Origin of the sequence: Amphiplicatus metriothermophilus (assembly GCF_900199215.1) — a bacterium.
Taxonomy (GTDB): domain Bacteria; phylum Pseudomonadota; class Alphaproteobacteria; order Caulobacterales; family Parvularculaceae; genus Amphiplicatus; species Amphiplicatus metriothermophilus.
Window position 1 is genome coordinate 101,938 of record NZ_FZQA01000002.1, and the last position, 21,788, is coordinate 123,725.

Consider the following 21,788-nt stretch of genomic DNA (forward strand, 5'->3'; position numbering starts at 1 on the left):
TTCGCCGGGGCGCCGGCGAAACGCCCTAGCTGTGAAACGAACGGCCCGAACGATGGCGAAACTCATACCCGTCGATCCTTTTGACTGCGTGGTGTTCGGCGCGACCGGCGATCTCGCCCTGCGCAAGCTGATGCCGGCGCTGTATCACCGCTGGCGCGACGGCCAGATCCCGGCGAGCTCGCGCATCGTCGGCGCGGCCCGCGCGGCGCTTTCCGCCGACGAATACCGCGCTATGGCGCGCGAGAAATATCAGGCGTTCTTTCCCGACGACCCCATTGACGAAAAAACCTGGAAAGGGTTCGCCGAGCGCCTGGCCTATTGCGAGCTCGACGCCGGCGATGCGGGTTCGAACTGGGCGGACCTGTCGGCGCTTCTCGATCCCGCGTCGGGCAAGAAGCGGATGTTCTATTTCGCGCTGCCGCCGTCGATTTACGGCGACGTCGCCGCGAACATCGCGCGCGCGGGCCTGAAGACGCCGCAGACCGCCGTCGTGCTCGAAAAGCCGATCGGCTTCGATCTCGCCTCGGCGCGCGCGATCAACGACGCGGTGGGCCGGAGCTTCGAGGAGCGGCAGGTTTTCCGCATCGACCACTACCTCGGCAAGGAGACGGTCCAGAACCTGCTGATCCTGCGCTTCGCCAACGCGATCTTCGAGCCGCTGTGGAACGCCAACGTCATCGACCACGTGCAGATTTCGGTGAACGAGTCGATCGGGGCGGGCGGGCGCGCGAGCTATTACGACAAGTCCGGCGCCTTGCGCGACATGGTGCAGAACCATCTGATGCAGCTTCTTTGCCTGGTCGCAATGGAGCCGCCGCTCGAACTCGCCGCGGACGTCGTGCGCGACGAGAAGATCAAGGTGCTGCGCGCGCTGCGCCCCTTCACGGCGGCGACCGTGAAAGAAAACTCCGTACGCGGCCAATACCGCGCGGGCGTTATCGACGGCCGGCCCGCGCCGGGCTACGAGGAGGAGCTCGGCCGCAAGAGCGACACCGAGACTTTCGTCGCCCTCAAGGCGCATATCGACAACTGGCGCTGGGCGGGCGTGCCGTTCTATCTGCGCACCGGCAAGCGCATGAGCGCCCGGCGCTCCGACATCGTCATCCAGTTCAAGAATGTCGCCCATTCGATCGTCGGGCCGGAGGCGGGCGCGCTGCATCCCGTTCGCCTTGTCATCCGTCTGCAGCCGGACGAAGGCGTCAAGCTGATGCTGATGACGAAGGATCCGGGCCCCGGCGGCATGCGTCTCAAATACGTGCCGCTCAATCTGAGCTACGCCGAGACTTTCACCAGGCGCTATCCGGACGCCTATGAGCGCCTGCTGATGGCGGTGGTGCGCGGCGATCTCGCGCTGTTCATGCGGCGCGACGAGGTGGAGGCCGCGTGGGCCTGGGTCGACGACATATTGCAGGCATGGTCGGACGAGGCGGTGAAGCTTTATCCCTACACGGCGGGCTCGGACGGGCCGGCGCAGTCGGCCATGCTGCTTGACCGCGACGGGCGGGAGTGGTTCGACGAAACCTGAGGCGCCCTTTTTCGCACGCCAAGGACGGAACGCCATGCCGAAGCTGAACAAGACCGTCGAAGCCGTGACGGCGCGCATCGTCGAGCGCAGCCGTCGAACCCGGGCGGCCTATCTCGCGCAGATGCGCCAAGCCGCCGGCAGGGAGCCGCGCCGGCGCGCGGTCTCCTGCGGCAATCTCGCCCATGCGGCCGCGGCCTGCGGCGCCGAGGAGAAGAAGGCGCTCGCCAGGGGCGACGGGCCGAATATCGGGATCGTCACCGCCTATAACGACATGCTGTCGGCGCATCAGCCGCTGAAGGACTATCCGGATCGCATCAAGGCCGCGCTGCGCGAGCTCGGCGCGACGGCGCAGGTCGCCGGCGGCGTGCCGGCCATGTGCGACGGCGTCACGCAGGGGCAGGCGGGCATGGACCTGTCGCTGTTCTCGCGCGACGTGATCGCGCTGGCGACGGCCGTCTCGCTGTCGCATGACGTGTATGACGGGGCGCTGATGCTCGGGGTCTGCGACAAGATCGTGCCCGGACTGTTCATCGGCGCGGCGCGTTTCGGCTGGATGCCGGTGATGTTCCTGCCGGCCGGACCGATGCCGTCAGGCATCACCAATGACGAAAAGGCGCGGGTGCGCCAGCTCTACGCCGAAGGCAAGATCGGCCGGGATGAACTGCTGGCCGCCGAAAGCGCGAGCTATCACTCGCCGGGCACCTGCACGTTCTACGGCACCGCCAACTCCAATCAGATGATGATGGAGATCATGGGCCTGCATCTGCCGGGCTCGGCCTTCGTCAATCCGGGCACGCCGCTACGCGAGGCCTTCGTGGCCGAGACGGCGCGCCGTGTCGCCTCCATCACCGCGCTCGCAGACGAATACATTCCCTTCTGCGACATCGTGGACGAGCGCGCCATCGTCAACGCCGTCATCGGCCTGCACGCGACCGGCGGCTCCACCAACCACACGATCCATCTCATCGCGATGGCGCGCGCGGTCGGCGTACTGATCGACTGGACCGATTTCAGCGACCTGTCGAAGGTCACGCCCCTGCTCGCGCGCGTCTATCCCAACGGGCGCGCCGACGTGAACCAGTTCCAGGCGGCGGGCGGGCTCGCCTTCGTGATCCGCGAGCTGATCGACGCCGGCCTCCTGCATGAGGACGTGAAGACCGCCATGGGCGAGGGGCTTTCCCGCTACGCCGAAGAGGCCTGGCTCGACGACGGCCGGCTCGCCTGGCGCGCGCCGCCGGCCGCTTCGGCCGATGAAGAGATTTTGCGCCCGGCGGTCGATCCGTTCTCGAAGACGGGCGGGCTCGTCCTGCTCGAAGGCAATCTCGGCCGCGCCGTCATCAAGGTCTCCGCCGTGAAAGAGAACCGCCGCACGATCGAGGCGCCGGCGATCGTCTTTCGCAGCCAGAAGGAGCTGATGGACCGGTTCAAGGCCGGCGAGCTCAATCGCGATTTCGTCGCGGTCGTCCCCTTTCAGGGCCCGAAGGCGAACGGGATGCCGGAGCTGCACAAGCTCACCCCGCCGCTCGGCGTGCTTCAGGACAAGGGCTACAGGGTCGCCCTCGTGACCGACGGGCGCATGTCGGGGGCGAGCGGCAAGGTGCCGGCGGCCATTCACCTGACGCCGGAAGCGCTCGACGGCGGCGCGATCGCAAAGATCCGCGACGGCGACGTCATCCGGCTCGATGCGGAAACGGGCGAGCTCTCTGCGATGCTGGACGAGGAAGAGCTCGCCGCGCGCGCGCCGGCGAAAGCGGATCTGTCGGGCGAGCATTGGGGCGCGGGCCGCGAGCTGTTCGCAGGCATGCGCGCGCTGGTCGGCGGCGCCGAGGAGGGAGCGATGACCTTCCGCCTTGAAGAGCGCCTCGGGGCGAAGGCGGGCGGCGCGTCATGAACGGAGAAATGCTGGTCGCCGATATGGGCGGCACCAATGCGCGCTTCGCCCTTGCATCCTATACGGACGGAAAGGTTTCGATCCGCGAAAAGCGCGGCTATCGCGCGGCGGAGTTCCCGACGCTGATCGACGCCGCGAAGGCTTTTCTCGATGCGGTTGGAACGAAGCCGCGGCGCGCCTGCTTCGCAGTGGCGGGGCCGGTGATCGACGACGTCGTCGATTTCACCAATTCTCCCTGGACGCTGCCGGTGAGCGAAACGAAGGCGGCTCTGTCGCTCGAAACGCTTCATGTCGTGAACGATTTTTATGCGCTCGCCGCCGGCGCGCTGCATCTGCCGGAAAAAGGGTTCGAGGTCGTCCGGGCAGGCGCGGGCGATCCGTCCGCGCCGCGCGTGGTGCTCGGCCCCGGCACGGGCTTCGGCCAGGCGCTAGTCGTGCCCGTCGACGGCGCGCACCGGGTGGTGGCGACCGAAGGGGGGCATGTCGGCGTCTCTCCGGGTACGGAGGAAGAACTGGCGGTGTTCGCCGAGCTTGCGCGCGCCGCGCCGCGGGTGTTCGTCGAGCGGGCGGTGTCGGGCCCCGGCATCGTCAATCTTTACCGCGCGCTGTCGGCGCTCGCCGGCGACGCGCCGGCGTTCGACTCGCCCGACGACGTCACGCAGGCCGCTCTTGCCGGCTCTGACGCGCGCGCGGTCAGAACGGTCGAGCTTTTCTGCGAGCTTCTGGGGCGCGCGGCCGGCGACGCGGTGCTCGGCTGCGGCGCGCGCGGCGGCGTCATCCTGGGGGGCGGCATCCTGCCGAAGATCCGGGATTTCTTCAGGCGGACGCGGTTCGTCGCGTGTTTTCTCGACAAGGCGCGCCAGCGCGAATATGTCGAGGACGTGCCGGTCCGGCTCATCGTCGACGATGCGGCGGCGCTTTACGGCGCTGGTTACGTGCTGGCCGCGGCCGGCGCGCCGGCGTTGCGATGACGGCATTGGGGCGCCCGCGCCCGAATCCCGCCCCGATCGCCCTCACAAGGTCTTGATTCCAGCCTTATGGCGCCGCGAAAGGCGGCCACCATCTCCTCAATGGAATCGAGGAGATTGCGCCATGCCGATCCGTGACCTCGTCGCCGCTTTCGCCGCGCCCGCCGTCGCCGTTCTCGCCGTCGGCGTGGGGGCTGCCCTCGCCTCCGGGTCGGGCTTTGAGGAACGGCCCGCCTATGGCGGGACGCTCGAACGGCTCAGCGAGGCGGAGGCGCGCGCGCACGCCGCGCAGGTCTTCCAGCGCGCCGATCTCGACCGGTCCGGCGATCTCGATGCGGACGAATACGCCTCACTCGCGGTCGTCGTCGCCGAGCTTGCGCGCTTCAACGGCTTTCTCGCCCTCGAGATCGCGGGCGAAGCCGACACGATCGCGCTGCCGGCGCCCGCACGCGGCGGCCTTACCACGGCCGAGCGCATCCGCATCGACGCCGTGGCGCGGGCGGAGTTCTATGCTGCGGCGGGCGAGGATATGCGCCTGTCGCGCGACGAGTTCGTCGGCGAGAGCGCGGCGCGCTTTTCCGCGGCTGACCGCAACGGCGACGGCGCGCTCGTTCGCGGCGAGCTTGCCGCCTTCGCGGCCGCCGCGGCGCGCGTGGCGGGCTCGGACGTCTAGCTCTTCCGCTCCGCCGGCCAGTTGTCGATAAGGCGCGTGCGGCCGATGCGGACGGCGGCGAGCACGCGCGCGCGCGCGCCGGGCGCGAGCGGTCCGGGTTCGAGCGGGGAAAGATCCGCAGCGGCGCGCGTCTCGACATAATCGATCCCGTCGAATCCGGCTTCCCGCAGCGCGGCGCGCGCTTCTTCCATCGCCTCTGCGACGGGCGCGCCCTGCGCCAGCCGCTCGGCCGCCGCCCTGAGCGCGCCGTTCAGCCGGCCGGCGATCTTTCGTTCGTCTACGGACAGATAGGCGTTGCGCGACGACATGGCGAGTCCGTCAGGCTCGCGCACGATCGGCGCGCCGACGATCTCGACCGGCATGTCGAGATCGCGGACCATTTGGCGTACGACCAGGAGCTGCTGGTAGTCCTTCTCGCCGAAAACGGCGATATCGGGTCTGACCTGATTGAACAGCTTGCATACGACGGTGGCCACGCCGCCGAAGAAATGCGGCCGGGCCTCCCCTTCGAGCGCGCGCCCGAGGGGCCCGGGCGTCACGCTGGTCTCGAATCCGGGCGGATACATCTCCTCGGGGGAAGGCAGATAGGCGAGATGGCAGCCGGCCGCCTGCAGTCGCTCGAGATCGGCCGCTTCGTTGCGCGGATAGGTCGCCAGATCCTCATGGGCCGCGAATTGCCTGGGGTTCACGAAAATGCTCGCCACCGCGCGGTCGGCGAGATTGCAGGCGGTCTTCACGAGGGATATATGCCCTTCATGCAACGCCCCCATGGTCGGAACGAAGCCGACGGCGAGCCCCTTCGCCCGCCAGGCGGCGATCCTCGTCCGCAGGGCGCGGACGTTGCGCACGACGCCCATTTGAGAATCATGGCTGACTGGCGACATCGGCGGAACTCTGGGACAAGGGACTCTGGGATAAGATTGCTTGATCGGCGCGGGCGAGGCTCGCTGGAGAGGCTCATGCGACACTCCGCTGCAGGGCGCAAGATGGATGGCGGCTCGACCTCGCGTCTGTTGGGGCGGGCCGCGATCGCCGGCGCGGCGTTGGTTCTGTCGGCCTGCGCGAGCCTCAGGGGCGACGACGCCCCGGACGTGACCGGCGATTCCGTGGATGAAATAAACTGGGCGTTCGCGCGCACGGCCGAACTCGAGGCCGAGGTGGCGCGCCTGACCGAGGAGAACGCGCGCCTGTCCCGGAAACTCGCTGCGCTGGAGGCGGCCGCCAGGGAGGCGGAGCAGGCCGCCTCGGCCGCCGCCGACGAAGCGTCCGAGAAAGAACCCCCCGCTGCGCCGCCTGCGAGGCCGCAGTCGCAGGCGAAAAACGTCATCGCCGCGCCGGAAGCCCGCACGGCGCTGGCCGGCGCGCCGGTGCCGGTGGATCCTTCTCCGCGGCTCGTTCAGCCGTCGTTCGCTTCGGCCGAAGACGCGGTGTTCGAGAACGAGGCTGACGACAGCGACATTCCTCTCGCCAGCGTCCTTTACGGCGTTCATCTCGCCTCCTATCGCGGCGTCGAGGAGGCGCGGGCCGGCTGGCGCAGGCTGCAGCGGGAGAATCCCGACGAGCTCGGCCTGCTCGAGCCGCGCCTGGCGGAGATCACGCTTGATGCGCGGGGCACGTTTCTACGGCTGATCGGCGGCGGCTTCTCATCCGCGGAAAAGGCGGCCGCCCTGTGCGCGCGGCTTAAGGCCAGGGGCGTGTATTGTGCGGTGACGGGCTTCGACGGGGAACGGCTGTCGCTGTCGGAAACCGGCTGAGCGCCTCGTCGTCGCCCGGCCCGCCGCCTCTCAGGCCTTGGCGAAGTGCTTGCGCGGGCTCTGGCGCTCGGCGCCTTTCCAGCGGCGCACGAACTCCTCAAGCTCGGGATCGCCGCCTTCGGGCAGCACGATTTTCAGCTTCACATACTGATCGCCGCGCGCGCCGCCCGGCTTGATGAGCCCGCGGCCCTTCAGTCGCAGCACGGCGCCGGAGCTCGACCCCTTGGGCACGGCGAGCGAGACGTCGCCGCTGATCGTCGGCACGGTGATTTTTCCGCCGAGCACCGCCTCCTTCAGCGTGATCGGGGCTTCCATGTAGATGTCGCCTTCCTTGCGCTCGAAGATCGGGTGCGGCTTGACCTTGATCTCCACATAAACGTCGCCGTGGGCGCCGTTGGGGCCGCGTTCGCCCTGGCCGCGCAGGCGCAGGCTCTGGCCGTCGTTGATGCCGGCGGGGATCGCCAGATCGAAGGTCTTGCCGTCCGGCATGGTGACGCGCTTCTTCGCGCCGCGGGCCGCGTCGAGAAAATCGACCTCGAGCCGGTAGCGCAGGTCGCGCCCGCGGCCGAAGCCGGCGCTGGAATAACCGCTCCCGCTCGCGAAGCCGCCGCGCCGGCCGGCGCCGAACAGATCGGCGAAGATGTCGCCGAGATCCTCGAAGGACGCGCCCGCCCCGGGTCCGCCCGGACCGCTGCGGAAACCGCCGAATCCTTCCGCGCCGGGACCGGCGTGGCTCCACTGGCGGAAGCCGCGCTCGCGGCCTTCGGCGTCGATCTCGCCCTGGTCGTAACGCTTGCGCCGTTCGGGATCGCCGAGAATGTCGAAGGCGGCGGAAATCTCCTTGAACCGCTCTTCGGCCTTCTTGTCGCCGGGATTGCGGTCCGGATGATGCTGCTTGGCGAGCTTGCGGAAAGCCGCGCGGATCTCGGCGTCGCTGGCCGACCGCGACACGCCCAGCACCGTATAAGGGTCTCTGGCCACCGCTCTTGCGTTCCTTCGCTGTTCTGCTTGGACCCAAAGACGACCGTCATAGGCCGCGCGCCGTCTGAAGGGACGGCGCGCATTCATGAGATAAGCGATTTTCGCCGGAAATGAAGTCGGTCCGGTTAATCCCGTCGCGTTATCCGGCGAAGGCGGGACGTTCCGGCCCCGTCGCCGCGCGCAGGAAGCGGCCGATCGAACTGGCGAGCAGATCCGCCTTGACCGGCTTGGGCAGGAAGTCGTTGATCCCGGCGGCGAAGCAGGCGCGGCGATCCTCCTCGGAGGCGGCGGCGGTGATGGCGATCACCGGCACCGACGCCCAGGCCGCGCCGGAATGCCGGATCTCCCGGGTCGCGGTCAGGCCGTCCATCACCGGCATGTGCAGATCCATGAGGACGATGTCGAATCGCTCGGCGGCCAGCCGCTGCAGCGCTTCCGCGCCGTTTTCGGCTTCCGTGACGTCGACGTTCAGGGGGCGGAGCAGGGCGCCGACGACCTGCCTGTTGACGATGTTGTCCTCGACGAGCAGCACGCGCGCGCCGGAAAGCGGCGCCTCGCCGCGCGTCGTTTCTGGGGCGTCGGCCGCGGGAGAATCCGCCGGCGCGCGCCTGACGGCGGGCGAGCCTGCGCCGGCGCAGATCGGCGCGTCGAAGCGCAAGGTGAAGGCGGTTCCCGCGCCGGGCTTCGAATCGACGGCGAGGGTCCCGTCCATCGCGCGCACGATGCCGAGGCTCACCGCCAGGCCCAGCCCTGCGCCCCCATGACGGCGGGTGATGGAGTTGTCGCCCTGTTCGAAAGCGGCGAACACGCGCGCGCGCTCCTCATCGCTCATGCCGACGCCGGTGTCGCTCACCATGAGGCTGACTTTGGCCGTATCGGCGCGATCCTCGCAGCGGCGCGAGGCCGCCTTGATCAGCACGGCGCCGCTGTCGGTGAACTTCACGGCGTTCGAGATGAGATTGTTTAGGCACTGGACGAGTCGCGGCGCGTCGAGCAACAGACGCGGCTCTTCGAGCTGCTCGACGTCGAGCGACAGCGTCACGTTCTTGCGCGCCGCGGCGTCTCGATGCAGCGCGGCCGAGTTGCGGACGAGAGCGGCGAGGTCGGTTTCGCGCGGCTCCAGGATCAGCTCGCCCGACTCGATCTGAGAGTAGTCCAGCACTTCGTTGAGCAGCGACAGCAGCGAGTCGCCGGAATGGATTATCGTCTCCACCTGGGTGCGCTGGGCAGGGTTCAGCTCGGTGTCGCGAAGGGCCTGCGCCATGCCGAGCACGCCGTTGAGGGGCGTGCGGAACTCGTGGCTCATCTTGGCGAGGAACTGGGACTTCGCCTTGCTCGCCTGCTGCGCGGCCGCGCGCCCCTTCAGGGCGGCCGCCGTCATTTCGTTGAGCGTGCTGATGTTCTTGCGTCGGCCGAGATAAGACGCCACGAGCGCCCACATGAAGACGCCGACCGTCAGCAGGGGCAGAAGGTCGTGGGTCCGGTAGGAGAGGAGCGCGCTCATGGCGATGAAGGCGATCACGATCGGGCCGGCCGTCGAGGCGAAGATCAGGAACGTGTTGGCGTTGTGGACGGTGACGTGAATGAGCGCGCCGGCGAACAGGCAGGCCGCGCCGAAATAGCCTGCGGCGGAGTCGAGCTCCACCACAATCCAGGCCGGCGCGAGGAATATGGCGGAGTTCAGAACGTTCAAGGCGGCAAAACCGAGCGTCGCCCGGCGCGAAAGGCTGGCGCGAGGGGCGCGGAAATAGCGCCGGTACGCCAGAAACTGCAGCGCCGCCGCCGTCCCGATGGCGAGCCACCAGACGATCGCGAAGAGCGGATAGCCGAAAAGGGCGACCAGAGTGGCGACGCCGGCGTTGACGGCCATGCGCAAGGGGTACTCGCGGGCGGCGATTTCCCCCGTTTCGCGATAGGCGAGCGCGATGGCGTCAGGCGTGGTCATTCCGCGGATTGTTGTCGGCTTCTCCCTCCCCCCTGAAGCTTTCCTTAACCGGATTGGCTGAACACGACGTTAATTCGGCCGCGTCCGGAGAATGCGTTAACGGAGCATCCGGACCGGCCCGATCCGTCCGAGCCGCCCCCTTTGCGGCGCTGGTCATCGCCGGCGGGCGCGCCTACACTGTCTGGTGAAGGAAGACGTAGTTGTTGAAGCCCCGGCCGGTTCCATTGCAGCTCCCGCCCGAAAAGCGCGCCCGTTTGCTGAAATTCCTCGGCGCCTTGCCCGACGCGACGGCGGCGCGCCTGTTCGCCGCGCTCGAGCATGACCGGGCGCGCGGCGGGCGCGGCCTGCCCCATGACGCGCTGCTCGATGATTTGCGCCGGCGGCTGCAGGCGCAGGAAGCGGCGTTTCCGAAGCGCCCCCCCACGGCCAAGCGACGCTTTTTCACGCCGGCGGAGGATCTCTTCGTCGGCCATCGCGCGGGCCGAAAGCGGCCGGCGCGGATCGCGCGGGAGTCGATCAATCCGATCTGGGATCTCGTCATGAGCGACCCGGCCTGCGCCGAGACGGCGCGGGCGGCGGCGGCCCTCGACCAGGCTTACGTCGAAGGCGCGCGGTCGACGGACGGGCTCGAAGCGGCGATGTTCGACGCGGCGGCGCGCAACATCGGACGGCTCGCGGCGCGGGCCGGGCAGGAGCCGGGACTGCGCGCCGATCTGATCGCGCGGCTGGGCGGGGCCGGACGGTTCGAGGATTTCGCCGAGCTCGGGCGGATTCTCGCCGCCGCCGGACCGATACGGGCGCTGCAGGAGACGTTCCCCAAGCCGGTCGCCGCGCTGACGGAAGAGGACGTTTTCGAGGTTCGCCGGCTCTATGCGGCGGCGCGCGCGGCCGACGCGGGGAGCGCGCCCTACCTGCTCCTTGTGCTGACGGCGCGGATGGAGACGCCGTGGCGCGCGCTTTCCGTCTATTACCATCTGGCGCGCGCGCGCGATCCGGCGCTCGGCGATTTCGCGGACGAGGCGGGCGTCGTCATCGAGACGCTTTTCGACGATCTCGAAGTCGCGGCGCGCGGGCTCGAACGTGACGCGAACGGGCCGTTCGACGCCGACGACGCCGGCCTGCGGCTCCGGCATTTCGCGGATTTCGCCGAGGGGCTCGCCGCCGAGGCGCGCGCGGGCGAGGACATGGTCACGCTTAACCGCGTCGAAGCCTGCCGCGACATCGCCGGCGAGGCGCTCGCGCGCTTCGCCGAGCAGTCGCTCACCGCCCTGCGGCGCGCGATGCCGGTGCGTCACGCCGGCGGCGCGAGCCGGTTGATGGCGCTCAGGCCGGACTATGCGCGGCCGTTGCCGGCCCAAGCGGTCTCAGCCGCGCGGGAGGCGGCGCAGTTTCTCGCGGCTGCGCCGGGTCTGGCCAGGCGGCTCCATCGCGCGCCCGCAGCGGCGGGCGTCGTCGAGGACGCCGTCGCGGAAACGCGCCGCTATCTGAGCGACCTCGTCGTCGAGATCCGGGCCGCCGAAGGCGAGGATCGCGCCGCCGCGCGCCGGCATATGGAGACGGCCGTCGACATCGCCGCGCCCCTGCTGCCGGGCGACGAACTCGGCGTGCTGCGCGAGCGTGCCCACGCCGCGGCCCTGTCGGCGTGATTTGCTGAAATCCTGCCGGCGGAGCCGGCTGCGCCCGTCGCGGGCGGCCGACCGGCCATCCGGCCATGACGCGCCGTCGGCGCCCCTCGCCGGCCGGGCTTGACGCGCGCGCCGCCAGAAACTAACTTACCAGTCAGTTAGTTTCTGGCGCGAAAGGCGCGACCAACGATGGGCGCGGCCAGGCGGAGCAGGGAAGAACGGGCCGGAGAAAGAACCGGGACGCGGCGGCCGCGCTGGCGCCGGCGCGCCGAGGAGCGCCCCGACGAGATCCTCGACGCGGCGCTGGCGGAGTTCGACGAGCGCGGGTTCGACGCCACCCGCGTCGAAGACGTCGCCGCGCGGGCGGGCATCTCCAAGGCCGGCGTCTATCTCTATTTCGACAGCAAGGAGGAGATCCTGCGCGGCCTCGTGGAGCGCGAGATCGCGCCGGTGGCGCGGCGGATGCGCGCGCTCGCCGAGGCCGGAGGCGACGATCCGGTCGCGACGCTCGGCGCCATCGTGGCGGCGATGATGACGCTCATCGAAAACCCGCGCGTCTTCGCCGTGCCGCGACTCGTTCTGTCCGTAAGCGGACGTTTTCCGGAGATCGGCGTCCATTATCGCAAGAACGTGGTGGAGGAGGGGCTCGCCGCCTTTTCCGCGTTGCTCGCCGCCGGGATCGAGAAAGGCGCGTTCCGGCCCGTCGATCCGACCACGGCCGCGCGCGCCATGATCGGACCGATCCTCATTCACGCCATGTGGACGCATGTGCTGGGCGGCGAGACAGGAGACGCGCCGCCAGCGGAAAGAGCGCGCGCGCATGTCGATCTCCTGATGCGCGGCCTCAGGGCGCAGGCGGCGTGACGGTCCGGCTCGCATATGCGCTCGCGGCGGCGCTGGCGGCGTCCTGCGCGCAGGAACAGCCGCGCGCGCTGTCGGGCTATGTCGAAGCGGATTATCTGTATATGGCCCCGCAGGAGGCCGGCGTGGTCTCCGAGCTCGCCGTGACGGAAGGCGACGGCGTCGCTTCGGGCGATCTCCTGTTCCGTCTCGATCCGGCGCGCATGGCTTATGCGGCCGCGCGCGCGGCGGCGGCCGCCGCCGCGGCCGAGACGCGCGCGGCCGAATCCGGCGTGCTCGATCAGGCGGTCGCCGAGGCGCAGGCCGAGTTCGCGCGCGCCCGCGACGCCTATGCGCGCGCGAAAGCGCTGCATGAGGACGGCTTCGTCTCCGAGGCGCGCCTCGACGACGAGCGCGCCCGTTACGAGGCGGCGACGGCGCGGCTCGAACGCGCGCTCGCCGAACGCGAAGCGGCGCGGCGGGAATGGCGATCGGCCGAATCGGAGGCCGACCTCGCCCGCCGGCGGCTCGCCGATCTCGCCGTTCATGCGCCTGCGGCGGGGCGCATCGAGCGCGTCTATCGCCGCGTCGGCGAAGTCGTCGCCGCCGGCGATCCGGTGGTCGCGTTGCTGCCGCCGGAGAACGTTAAGATCCGCTTCTTTGCGCCGGAGCCGATGCTCGCATCCTTCGCGCCGGGCGACGAGGTGGCCTTTTCCTGCGACGGTTGCGTTGCGGAGCGCCGTGCACGGATCATCTTCATTGCGACGCAGCCGCAGTTCACTCCGCCGGTGATCTACAGCCTCAAGGAGCGCGAAAAGCTCATGTTCCTGATAGAGGCTCGCCCGCTCGAACCGCAGGGGCTGCGGCCCGGCCTGCCGGTGGACGTCAAGGCGCCCGGCCATGGCTGACCGCGAGCTCGTCATCGACGTCAGGGGGCTGACGAAACGCTTCGGCGACAAAACGGTCGTCGATCATTTCGATCTCGCGGCGCCCAGGGGGCTCATCTACGGCTTTCTCGGGCCCAACGGCTCGGGCAAGACGACGACCATCCGCATGGTCTGCGGCCTGCTGAGGCCGGACGCGGGATCAGGAACCTGCCTCGGCTATGACGTGCTCGCGGAAAGCCGCAAGATCAAGGCGCGGGTCGGCTACATGACGCAGCGCTTCTCGCTGTACGAAGACCTTTCGATCCGCGAGAATCTCGAATTTTTCGTACGGCTCTACGGCATGGATCGCGGGCGCCGGCGGGTCGACGCCGCGCTCGCCGAACTGGGCCTGTCAGGGCGCGCGAAACAGCTCGCCGGACGGCTCTCCGGCGGCTGGAAACAGCGCCTCGCGCTCGCCGCCTGCATGATCCACGAGCCGGAGCTTCTGCTGCTCGACGAACCGACGGCCGGCGTCGACCCGAAAGCGCGCCGTGATTTCTGGGATGCGATTCGTCAATATGCGGCGCAGGGCGTGACGACGCTCGTATCAACTCACTACATGGACGAGGCGGTTCAGTGCGACCGGATCGCCTATATCGCTTACGGAAAGAAACTGATCGACGCGCCGAGCAGGGATATTCCTTCTCAGGTCGGGCTCAAAGGCTTCAAGGTCCATGCCGACGACCTCGACGAGGCCGAACGCCGGCTCAAAGGCGCGCCGGGCGTCGAGGTGCTCGCGCGCTTCGGCGTCGTCATTCACGTCTGCGGGCGGGACGTCCGCGCGCTCGCGCGCGCCGTCGAACGCATCCGCGGCCTTGAAGGCGGGCGCGCCGATCGTTTCGAGCCGGGCCTTGAAGAAGCGTTCATCTTTCTGATGAGCGAAGTCGCCGACAACTTCAACGGGGCGGGGCCGTGATTTCGCTTTCCCGCATCCTCGCCGTCTTCGCGAAGGAGCTGGTGCAGATGCGGCGCGACCGGCTCACCTTCGCCATTATGATCATGGTGCCGATCATGCAGCTCGCGCTGTTCGGCTTCGCCATCGACACCGACCCGCGCCATCTGCCGACGGCGGTCGAGCTCAAGGACGACGGCCCGCTCACGCGCAGTTTTCTCGCCTCGCTGCGGCAGTCCGCTTATGTCGACATCGTGACGATCGCGCGCCGCGAAGGCGAGGGCGAGCGCCTGCTTCGGGCGGGAAAGATTTCCTTCCTGATCGTCGTGCCGGAGAATTTCGAGCGCGATTTCGTGCGCGGCGCGCGGCCGGAGATCCTGTTCGCCGCCGATGCGACCGACCCTGTGGCCTCAAGCGGCGCCATCGCGGCGGCCCGCGAGATCGCCGCGCGCGCCTTCGCGCCGGAGCTCGATCGTCTGCCGACGCGGCTCAGGGGCGCGCCGGCGCCGTTCGAGATCATCGTGCATCGCCGATATAATCCCGCCGGGGTGACCGCATTCAACATCGTGCCCGGGCTGCTCGGCGTCATCCTGACGATGACGCTCATCATGATAACGTCGATCGCGCTCACCCGGGAGAACGAGCGCGGCACTATCGAGGCGCTGCTTTCCACGCCCGTCCTTCCCGTCGAGGTGATGATCGGCAAGACGACGCCCTACATTCTCGTCGGGGTCATTCAGACGGCCATCGTGCTCGGCGCGGCGGCCCATGTCTTCCGCATTCCTTTCGAAGGCGCGCCCGGCGCCTTCGCGCTGGCGGCGGCGCTGTTCATTTTCACCAATCTGATGCTGGGCTACATGATCTCCACCGTCGCCAAGACCCAGATGCAGGCGATGCAGATGACTTTCTTCGTCTTCCTGCCGTCGATCCTGCTCTCGGGCTTCATGTTTCCCTTCGCGGCGATGCCGGGCTGGGCGCAGGCGATCGGGCAATGCCTGCCGATCACGCATTTTTTACGCATCGTGCGCGAGGTGATGCTCAAAGGCGCAGGTCTCGCCGACATCACGGGCGATCTCGTTCCGCTCGCCGTCATTTTCGCGGTCCTGGCCGTCGCGGCGCTCACGCGATTTCGACGGACGCTTGATTGAGAAAGCGCCTGAGCCGGGATGACGCCGTCCGTTGCGGCGCGTACTATCGGGATAGCGGAAAGGGAGGCCATCCGTGCCCGAATCGACAAGGAAGATCGAGTTCGACGGCTCGCAGGACGCCCGGCTCGCCGCCGCTCTGGAGCTGCCTTCAGGCAAGCCGCGGGCTTTCGCCCTGTTCGCGCACTGCTTCTCCTGCACCAAGGACATCAAGGCGGCGCGCGAAATCGCCCGCGCGCTGCGCGCCGAAGGCTTCGCCGTGCTGCGTTTCGATTTCACCGGCCTTGGTGCTTCGGAAGGCGATTTCGCCAACACCAATTTCTCCTCCAATGTGGAGGATCTGCTGAAAGCGGCGGACTTCCTGCGCCGAGAGTTCGAAGCGCCGTCGGTCGTCATCGGCCATTCGCTCGGCGGCGCCGCGGCGATCGTCGCGGCGACGCGGATTCCCGAAACAAAGGGCGTCGCCGTCATCGCCGCGCCGGCCGAATCCGCCCATGTGGCGCGGCATATCGAGGAGAAGCGCGAAGAAATCGAAAAGAACGGCTACGCCACCGTTTCGCTGGCGGGTCGTCCGTTCACGATCAAAAAGCAGTTCCTCGACGACCTGGACCGCGACAGGGTGCTCGCCGCCGCGGCCGCGCTCAAGAAGCCGATGCTCGTCCTGCATTCGCCGCTGGACGAGATCGTCGGGGTGGAGAACGCCACGAAGATCTTTCTCGCCGCGAAGCATCCCAAGAGCTTCGTCAGTCTCGACAGGGCCGATCACCTGCTGCGCGATCCGAGGGACGCCCGCTACGCCGGCGCCGTCATCGCCGCCTGGGCGAGCCGCTATCTGCCGGGCGTGGCGTCGGACGCAGACGAAAGCGACAGGCTGGAAATGCGCCGCGCGGACGGGCTCGACGGCGGCGAGGCCGTGCTGATCGCCGAACGCCGCTATGCGACGGCCGCCTCGGCGGGCGGGCACAAATTCGTCGTGGACGCGGACGAGGAAGACGGCGGCGATGGGCTCGGCCCCAACCCTACGCGCCTCGTCGAGGCGGCGCTCGCCGCTTGCTCGGCCATCACCCTGCGCATGTATGCGGAGCGGAAAGGCTGGGAGCTGGAAACCCTGAAGGTGACCGTCAAGCGAGCCGAAGGCGAGGGGGCGCACCTTGCGCGCACGCTCGAAAAAACGGTCGCCGCGGAAGGCCCTGAACTCGACGAGGAGAAGCGCGCGCGGCTGCTTGAGATCGCCGACCGATGCCCGGTCAACAGAATGCTCGCGGACGGCGTGAAAATCGTCTCGCGGCTCGCCTGATTCGTTTAACGATTTTTAATCCGCCGGGCTCGCTTCCGCCTTGGTCGGGCCCTAAATAGTTCCGACGAACAGGAAAATCGAATCGCAGGCCGATTCCCGAAACAGCGACCCTGGACGGGGGCGCGGCAAGAGGATGCAGGACTTATGAGCGTATCGAAAAAATCCGGAACCGGCGCCCTCAGGGCGGGCGCGATCGGCGCGGCGGCGGGCGTCGTCGCGGCGCTCGGCGTGATCAGCATGACGGCCGAGGCCCAGCAGGCGCCCCGGTTGCTCGCCCCGCCCGTCGCGGCAGACGGCACGCTGTCCTTCGCTGATCTCGTCGAGCGCGTCCGCCCTGCGGTCGTGAGCGTGCTCGTCGAGCGCGAGGTCCAGCGTCCGCAGCTGCCCAGCCAGCTCGAGGAGTTTTTCCGCTTCCGGTTCGGCGATCCCGACGATTTCTTCGGCTCGCCTTTCGGCGAGGAAGGAACCGAGCGCATGCAGGCCCAGGGCTCCGGCTTCTTCGTGGACGGCGAAGGCCATATCGTCACCAACAACCATGTGATCGACGGCGCCGACCGCATACAGGTGCGCCTCAACGACGGCGCGGTCCTCTCGGCGGAGCTGGTCGGCGCCGACCCGCTCACCGATCTCGCCGTGCTGAAGGTCGATCCGCCGAAGAATCAGCCCTTCGTGAAATTCGCTGAGGACGTGAATCTGCGCGTCGGCGACTGGGTCGTCGCGGTCGGCAACCCGTTCGGCCTTTCGGGCACGGTGACGGCGGGCATCGTTTCGGCCATCGGCGGGGAAGGGCGCGACGCGACCTATGTCGACTTCATCCAGATCGACGCGCCGATCAATCGCGGCAATTCCGGCGGGCCCACCTTCGATCTCAAGGGACGGGTCGTGGGCGTGAACACGGCCATCTATTCGACGAACGGCGGCAATATGGGCATCGGCTTCGCCATCCCGGCGCGCGTGGCCAAGGAGACGGTGGCGCAGCTCATCCGGAACGGCTCGGTCGTGCGCGGCTGGCTCGGCGTGTCGATTCAGCCGGTGACGACGGAGATCGCCGCCGCTCTCGGCCGCAAGGAGGCGAAAGGCGCGCTCGTCGCCGAAGTCATCCCCGACACGCCGGCCGAGCGCGCGGGCTTCCGCAGCGGCGACCTCGTGCTGGCGCTTGAGGGCAAGGAGATCGCCGATCCGCGCGATCTCACGCGCAGCGTCGCGGCGTTGCCCCCCGGCCAGAAGGTGAAGGTTCGGGTGCTGCGCGACGGTTCAGAGCGGACCTTGACCGTCACCCTCGGCTCGCGCGACGAATCGCCGGCCGCCGCGAACCGGCCGGAACCGCGCGGCGGCGAGGACAGCCTGTCGACCGATCTCGGACTCAGGGTTTCGGAGCTCAACGGTCCGTTGCGCCAGCAGTTCCGCATTCCCGAAGACGTGCGCGGCGTCGTCGTCACCGGCGTGCGCCGCGGCAGCCCGGCCGAGACGGCGGGGCTCAGAACCGGAATGGTGATTCTCGAAGTGGACGGCGCGCCGGCGACCTCGCCGAACGCCCTCAAGAAGGTTATCGAGGACGCCCAAAAAGCCGGCAAGGAGGCGGTGCTGATGCGGTTCCAGGCCGGCGAAGTCAAACAGTTCGGCGCGTTGCCCCTGAAAACGGCCGAGTAGAGCGAGTAAAGCATGCCCGCGTCGCTCCCGCCTGGCGCAGGCGGCCGGCGCGGGCGGCGCGCGCCTGGCGCGATAGGGACGGATGATGCGAATCCTGCTGGTGGAAGACGACGCCGAAGCGGCGGCCTATGTCGCCAAGGGCCTGCGCGAAGCCGGTCACGTGGTCGATCACGCCCTCGACGGCGAGACCGGTCTCAACATGGCCGGCGCGGGCGACTACGACGCCTATGTGATCGACCGCATGCTGCCGAAGCTGGACGGCGTGTCGCTGCTGACCCGGCGGCGCGAGGACGGCGACGAAACCCCGGCGCTGTTTCTGTCCGCGCTCGGAGAGGTGGACGACCGGGTGACCGGCTTCAAGGCCGGCGGCGACGATTATCTGGTGAAGCCCTACGCCTTTCCGGAGCTGCTCGCCCGGGTCGAGGCGCTCGGCCGGCGCCGGAGCGCGCCTGCGAAGGTCACCACGCGCTATGTCGTCGGCGATCTCGAAATGGATCTGCTTACGCGCACGGTGCGCCGGGCCGGCCGCAAGATCGATCTTCAGCCGCGCGAGTTCCGCCTGCTCGAATATCTGATGCGGCACGCAGGCCATGTGGTCACCCGCACCATGCTGCTGGAGAACGTCTGGGAGTATCACTTCGATCCGCAGACGAACGTCATCGACGTGCACATCTCCCGCCTGCGCGCCAAGATCGACAAGGATTTCGATAAGCCCTTGCTGAAGACCATCCGGGGCGCGGGCTACACCATTTCCGAGTCGGATTAGCCGGCGTCCGGCCGGGACGTGGCCAAATCCGGCGGAGCGCTTTATATCAGCCTCGACCCGAGCCGCCGGACTGCGCCCATGCCGAAAGCCAACGCCACGCGCCGCGCCGCAAGAAAACCCGCCGCCGGCGATCTGTCGCTTCTGGGAAAACAGGCGGCCCTGCCGGCTTCGCCCGATGAGGCCCGGCTCGAGACGGTTCCCAATCCGCACCCCGACGCGCTCTATCTCGCGCGCTTCGTTGCGCCGGAGTTCACTTCGCTCTGTCCGGTCACCGGCCAGCCGGACTTCGCCCATCTCGTCATCGACTACGCCCCGGCGAAGCTCATCGTGGAATCGAAGTCGCTGAAGCTGTTTCTCGCCTCGTTCCGCAATCACGGCGCCTTCCACGAAGACTGCGTCGTGACGATCGCCAAGCGCCTCGTCGCGGCCACGAGGCCCCGCTGGCTCCGGATCGGAGGCTACTGGTATCCGCGCGGCGGCATTCCCATCGACGTCTTTTATCAGACCGGAGAGCCGCCTGCGGGCCTGTGGCTGCCGGATCAGGGCGTGCCCGCCTATCGCGGGCGCGGATGAAAGGGGGAAGACCCGTGAAACCGACAAGCATCGCCCTTGCGTTGCTCGCCGCGACGGCGTCGGCGCATGCCGATCCGCTCGAAGGAAAGCGATCAAGCGCGGAGATCCTCGCCGCGTCCGCGTCGGAGGACTGGCGCGCGCTCGATCCTGAAAACACGCTTTATATCGCACTCGAACGCGGGCGCGTCGTCGTCATGCTTTCGCCGGTTCTCGCGCAGGACCATGTCGCGCAGATCAAGGCGCTGGCGCGGGAAGGGTTTTACGACGGGCTTTCCTTCTATCGCGTCATCGACGGATTCGTCGCCCAGGGCGGCGATCTTTTCGAAACGCGCGACGTAAAGACTGCGGCGAAAACGCTTTCCGCCGAGTTCGACGAGCGGGCGCCGGAAGGGCTCGGCTTCACGGCGCTTCCCGACGCCGACGGCTATGCGCCCGAGGTCGGATTCGCCGCGAGCCTGCCGACCGGCTACGACGCGGCGAGCGGGCGGGCGTGGCATCTGCACTGCGCGGGCGCGATCGCCATGGCGCGCGACGAGGGGCGGGATACGGCGGGTACGGAGTTTTACATAACCTTGCAGCCCCAACGCTATCTCGACCGCAATCTTTCGGTCTTCGGCCGCGTCGTCGAGGGCATGGAGCATATCCAGGCCTTAAGGCGCGTCGCGCCGGCCGAAACGCCCGAAGGCGATCTCGGCGAGACCATCCTGTCCGTTCGCGTCGCCGCGGATCTGCCGGCGTCGGCGCGCGCGCCGCTCGAAATTCTTCGTACGGATGCTGAAATTTTCCAAGAGTACGCGGAGTCGCGCCGAAACCGTCCGGAAGCGTTCTTCTATCGCCGGCCAAACCATGTCGACGTCTGTCAGCTTCCGATCCCCGTGCGGCGCCGGGAGGCCTCATGAGCGGCCCGCCGCCGCGTCGGGTCGGGCCGTGGACGGTGCTTTCCGAAAGGATCGTCTATGACAATCCGTGGATTTCGGTCGTCGACCATGCGGTCGAGCATCCGAACGGCGCGGCGGGCCAATACGGAGTGGTGCGTTTCAAGAACGTGGCGGTCGGCGTCCTGCCGGTGGACGAGGAAGGCTGCGTCTGGCTCGTCGGCCAGCACCGGTTTCCGCATGACGCCTATAGCTGGGAGCTGCCGGAAGGCGGCGGGCCGCATCACGAATCCGCGATCGAGACGGCCCGGCGGGAGCTCGCCGAGGAAACCGGCCTGACGGCCGAGCGCTGGCTCGAACTCGCCGCTTTCGACATTTCGAACTCGGTCACGGACGAAAAGGCGGTCTGCTTTCTCGCCTGGGGATTGCATCCGGGAGAGGCCGCGCCCGAGGCGTCGGAGGCGTTGTCTATACGCCGAATCAGATTTCCTGCCTTGATCGAGGAGGTGCTGGGCGGGCAAATTCGCGACAGCCTGACCATCGTGATGGCGCTGACGGCCTACGCCAAGGCCTTGCGCGGGGCGCTGCCGGACGCCATTTCGGACCTTGTTCTGAAGCGATGAGCGAAGCCGAAGGAGAAGACGCCATGGCCGGTCCGGTGAAGGTCGTCAAACTCTCAACCGACCAGACATGGTCGCGGATGCGCGTCGAAGCGGCGACGAGCGCGGCGCAGGAGCCGGCCCTGGCGAGCTTCCTTCACGCGACGATTCTCAACCACCCGACCTTCGAGGACGCGCTTTCCTATCGTCTCGCGCAGAAGCTGTCCGACCGCGAGATGAACGCCATGCTGTGGCGCGAAGTGTGCGCGGAGGCCTATCGCAATGAGCCGCGCATCGTCGAAGCTGCGCTCGCGGATCTTCTCGCCGTGTACGAACGGGATCCGGCCTGCTTCGAGTACGTCCAGCCGTTCCTTTACTTCAAAGGCTATCTCGCCTTGCAGGCCCAGCGAGTCGCCAACTGGCTGTGGCGGAAGAATCGGCGCGCGCTCGCGCTCTATCTGCAAAGCCGCATGTCGGAGCTGTTCCAGGTCGACATCCATCCCGCTACCCGGATCGGCAAAGGCGTGTTCATCGACCACGCGACGGGCGTCGTCATCGGCGAGACGGCGGTGATCGAGGACGACGTGTCGATCCTGCAGAACGTCACCCTCGGCGGCACCGGCAAGGAGATCGGCGACCGACATCCGAAAATCCGGCGCGGCGCGCTCATCAGCGTCGGCGCCAAGGTGCTCGGCAATATCGAGGTCGGCGAAGGCGCGAAGGTCGCCGCCGGCAGCGTCGTTCTGAAGTCCGTCCGCCCCCATTGCACGGTCGCCGGCGTGCCGGCCGTGCCGGTCGGCGACTGCGCCAAAACGCCGGCCGAGACGATGGATCAGCGACTCGAAAACGAAGCGGACGAATAG

Annotated in this window: 20 protein-coding genes; 17 read left to right on the top strand and 3 right to left on the bottom strand. The window is 68.3% G+C overall.

The features are described 5' to 3' along the window. Nucleotides 1–52 precede the first annotated feature (52 nt). The 4 genes from zwf to CHB64_RS05215 all read left to right on the top strand — a co-directional run bounded on the left by zwf (nt 53) and on the right by CHB64_RS05215 (nt 5,057). The gene (gene zwf, locus CHB64_RS05200; protein ID WP_089411562.1) at nt 53–1,525 is read left to right on the top strand and encodes a glucose-6-phosphate dehydrogenase; all 1,473 of its coding nucleotides are present in this window, start codon (nt 53–55) and stop codon (nt 1,523–1,525) included. 34 nt (nt 1,526–1,559) lie between these two features. Beyond that, entirely contained in the window at nt 1,560–3,416 is a 1,857-nt protein-coding gene (gene edd / locus CHB64_RS05205; RefSeq protein ID WP_089411563.1) for a phosphogluconate dehydratase, read from the top strand. Then, on the top strand, nt 3,413–4,387 hold the full coding sequence (glk, locus tag CHB64_RS05210) for a glucokinase (RefSeq protein WP_089411564.1): 975 nt from the start codon (nt 3,413–3,415) through the stop codon (nt 4,385–4,387). The genes edd and glk overlap by 4 nt, the downstream gene beginning before the upstream one ends. A gap of 121 nt (nt 4,388–4,508) precedes the next feature. Next, a complete protein-coding gene (locus CHB64_RS05215; protein ID WP_089411565.1) occupies nt 4,509–5,057 on the top strand; it encodes a hypothetical protein in 549 nt (182 codons plus the stop codon). Here the strand turns inward: CHB64_RS05215 and panC are convergent. Next, nucleotides 5,054–5,914: a pantoate--beta-alanine ligase gene (panC, locus tag CHB64_RS05220; RefSeq protein ID WP_089411566.1), complete on the bottom strand. Its 861-nt coding sequence runs from the start codon at nt 5,912–5,914 to the stop codon at nt 5,054–5,056. The genes CHB64_RS05215 and panC overlap by 4 nt on opposite strands. Nucleotides 5,915–6,016: 102 nt before the next feature. Here panC and CHB64_RS05225 point away from each other — a divergent pair, with 102 nt between their 5' ends. Next, nucleotides 6,017–6,811: an SPOR domain-containing protein gene (locus CHB64_RS05225; protein WP_159462418.1), complete on the top strand. Its 795-nt coding sequence runs from the start codon at nt 6,017–6,019 to the stop codon at nt 6,809–6,811. A gap of 30 nt (nt 6,812–6,841) precedes the next feature. Here CHB64_RS05225 and CHB64_RS05230 read toward each other — a convergent pair whose 3' ends face one another. Then, the gene (locus CHB64_RS05230; protein WP_089411568.1) at nt 6,842–7,792 is read right to left on the bottom strand and encodes a DnaJ C-terminal domain-containing protein; all 951 of its coding nucleotides are present in this window, start codon (nt 7,790–7,792) and stop codon (nt 6,842–6,844) included. Between the two features lie 139 nt (nt 7,793–7,931). Next, a complete protein-coding gene (locus CHB64_RS05235; protein ID WP_089411569.1) occupies nt 7,932–9,737 on the bottom strand; it encodes a response regulator in 1,806 nt (601 codons plus the stop codon). A gap of 254 nt (nt 9,738–9,991) precedes the next feature. Here CHB64_RS05235 and CHB64_RS05240 point away from each other — a divergent pair, with 254 nt between their 5' ends. The 12 genes from CHB64_RS05240 to cysE all read left to right on the top strand — a co-directional run bounded on the left by CHB64_RS05240 (nt 9,992) and on the right by cysE (nt 21,788). Then, nucleotides 9,992–11,383, top strand: coding sequence for a hypothetical protein (locus CHB64_RS05240; RefSeq protein WP_143265944.1), 1,392 nt, complete (start codon nt 9,992–9,994; stop codon nt 11,381–11,383). 168 nt (nt 11,384–11,551) lie between these two features. Continuing rightward, on the top strand, nt 11,552–12,226 hold the full coding sequence (locus CHB64_RS05245; RefSeq protein ID WP_089411571.1) for a TetR/AcrR family transcriptional regulator: 675 nt from the start codon (nt 11,552–11,554) through the stop codon (nt 12,224–12,226). After that, the gene (locus CHB64_RS05250; RefSeq protein WP_089411572.1) at nt 12,223–13,110 is read left to right on the top strand and encodes an HlyD family secretion protein; all 888 of its coding nucleotides are present in this window, start codon (nt 12,223–12,225) and stop codon (nt 13,108–13,110) included. Before CHB64_RS05245 ends, CHB64_RS05250 begins: the two co-directional genes overlap by 4 nt. Further along, complete coding sequence (locus tag CHB64_RS05255) at nt 13,103–14,044, top strand: ABC transporter ATP-binding protein (RefSeq protein ID WP_089411573.1); 942 nt, start codon at nt 13,103–13,105, stop codon at nt 14,042–14,044. The genes CHB64_RS05250 and CHB64_RS05255 overlap by 8 nt, the downstream gene beginning before the upstream one ends. Next, nucleotides 14,041–15,168 carry an ABC transporter permease gene (locus CHB64_RS05260; RefSeq protein ID WP_089411574.1) on the top strand — a complete coding sequence of 376 codons (1,128 nt, stop codon included), beginning with the start codon at nt 14,041–14,043 and terminating at the stop codon, nt 15,166–15,168. Before CHB64_RS05255 ends, CHB64_RS05260 begins: the two co-directional genes overlap by 4 nt. A gap of 73 nt (nt 15,169–15,241) precedes the next feature. Continuing rightward, on the top strand, nt 15,242–16,462 hold the full coding sequence (locus CHB64_RS05265; protein WP_089411575.1) for a bifunctional alpha/beta hydrolase/OsmC family protein: 1,221 nt from the start codon (nt 15,242–15,244) through the stop codon (nt 16,460–16,462). A 144-nt stretch (nt 16,463–16,606) separates the two neighbouring features. Further along, nucleotides 16,607–18,112 (top strand): Do family serine endopeptidase, encoded by a 1,506-nt coding sequence (locus CHB64_RS05270; protein ID WP_089411576.1) that lies wholly within the window; start codon nt 16,607–16,609, stop codon nt 18,110–18,112. Nucleotides 18,113–18,197: 85 nt separating this feature from the next. Further along, nucleotides 18,198–18,878: a response regulator transcription factor gene (locus CHB64_RS05275; protein ID WP_089411995.1), complete on the top strand. Its 681-nt coding sequence runs from the start codon at nt 18,198–18,200 to the stop codon at nt 18,876–18,878. 78 nt (nt 18,879–18,956) lie between these two features. Continuing rightward, the gene (gene queF, locus CHB64_RS15595; protein ID WP_089411577.1) at nt 18,957–19,451 is read left to right on the top strand and encodes a preQ(1) synthase; all 495 of its coding nucleotides are present in this window, start codon (nt 18,957–18,959) and stop codon (nt 19,449–19,451) included. A gap of 14 nt (nt 19,452–19,465) precedes the next feature. Beyond that, nucleotides 19,466–20,350 carry a peptidylprolyl isomerase gene (locus tag CHB64_RS05285; RefSeq protein ID WP_159462419.1) on the top strand — a complete coding sequence of 295 codons (885 nt, stop codon included), beginning with the start codon at nt 19,466–19,468 and terminating at the stop codon, nt 20,348–20,350. Continuing rightward, nucleotides 20,347–20,949 (top strand): NUDIX domain-containing protein, encoded by a 603-nt coding sequence (locus CHB64_RS05290; RefSeq protein ID WP_089411579.1) that lies wholly within the window; start codon nt 20,347–20,349, stop codon nt 20,947–20,949. Before CHB64_RS05285 ends, CHB64_RS05290 begins: the two co-directional genes overlap by 4 nt. 23 nt (nt 20,950–20,972) lie before the next feature. Further along, nucleotides 20,973–21,788: a serine O-acetyltransferase gene (cysE, locus tag CHB64_RS05295; RefSeq protein ID WP_089411996.1), complete on the top strand. Its 816-nt coding sequence runs from the start codon at nt 20,973–20,975 to the stop codon at nt 21,786–21,788.

Coding starts and splice junctions, on each gene's coding strand:
- zwf (WP_089411562.1), top strand. CDS start 53: ATGGCGAAACTCATACCCGTCGATCCTTTTGACTGCGTGGTGTTCGGC.
- edd (WP_089411563.1), top strand. CDS start 1,560: ATGCCGAAGCTGAACAAGACCGTCGAAGCCGTGACGGCGCGCATCGTC.
- glk (WP_089411564.1), top strand. CDS start 3,413: ATGAACGGAGAAATGCTGGTCGCCGATATGGGCGGCACCAATGCGCGC.
- CHB64_RS05215 (WP_089411565.1), top strand. CDS start 4,509: ATGCCGATCCGTGACCTCGTCGCCGCTTTCGCCGCGCCCGCCGTCGCC.
- panC (WP_089411566.1), bottom strand. CDS start 5,914: ATGGGCGTCGTGCGCAACGTCCGCGCCCTGCGGACGAGGATCGCCGCC.
- CHB64_RS05225 (WP_159462418.1), top strand. CDS start 6,017: ATGCGACACTCCGCTGCAGGGCGCAAGATGGATGGCGGCTCGACCTCG.
- CHB64_RS05235 (WP_089411569.1), bottom strand. CDS start 9,737: ATGACCACGCCTGACGCCATCGCGCTCGCCTATCGCGAAACGGGGGAA.
- CHB64_RS05245 (WP_089411571.1), top strand. CDS start 11,552: ATGGGCGCGGCCAGGCGGAGCAGGGAAGAACGGGCCGGAGAAAGAACC.
- CHB64_RS05255 (WP_089411573.1), top strand. CDS start 13,103: ATGGCTGACCGCGAGCTCGTCATCGACGTCAGGGGGCTGACGAAACGC.
- CHB64_RS05270 (WP_089411576.1), top strand. CDS start 16,607: ATGAGCGTATCGAAAAAATCCGGAACCGGCGCCCTCAGGGCGGGCGCG.
- CHB64_RS05275 (WP_089411995.1), top strand. CDS start 18,198: ATGCGAATCCTGCTGGTGGAAGACGACGCCGAAGCGGCGGCCTATGTC.
- queF (WP_089411577.1), top strand. CDS start 18,957: ATGCCGAAAGCCAACGCCACGCGCCGCGCCGCAAGAAAACCCGCCGCC.
- CHB64_RS05290 (WP_089411579.1), top strand. CDS start 20,347: ATGAGCGGCCCGCCGCCGCGTCGGGTCGGGCCGTGGACGGTGCTTTCC.
- cysE (WP_089411996.1), top strand. CDS start 20,973: ATGGCCGGTCCGGTGAAGGTCGTCAAACTCTCAACCGACCAGACATGG.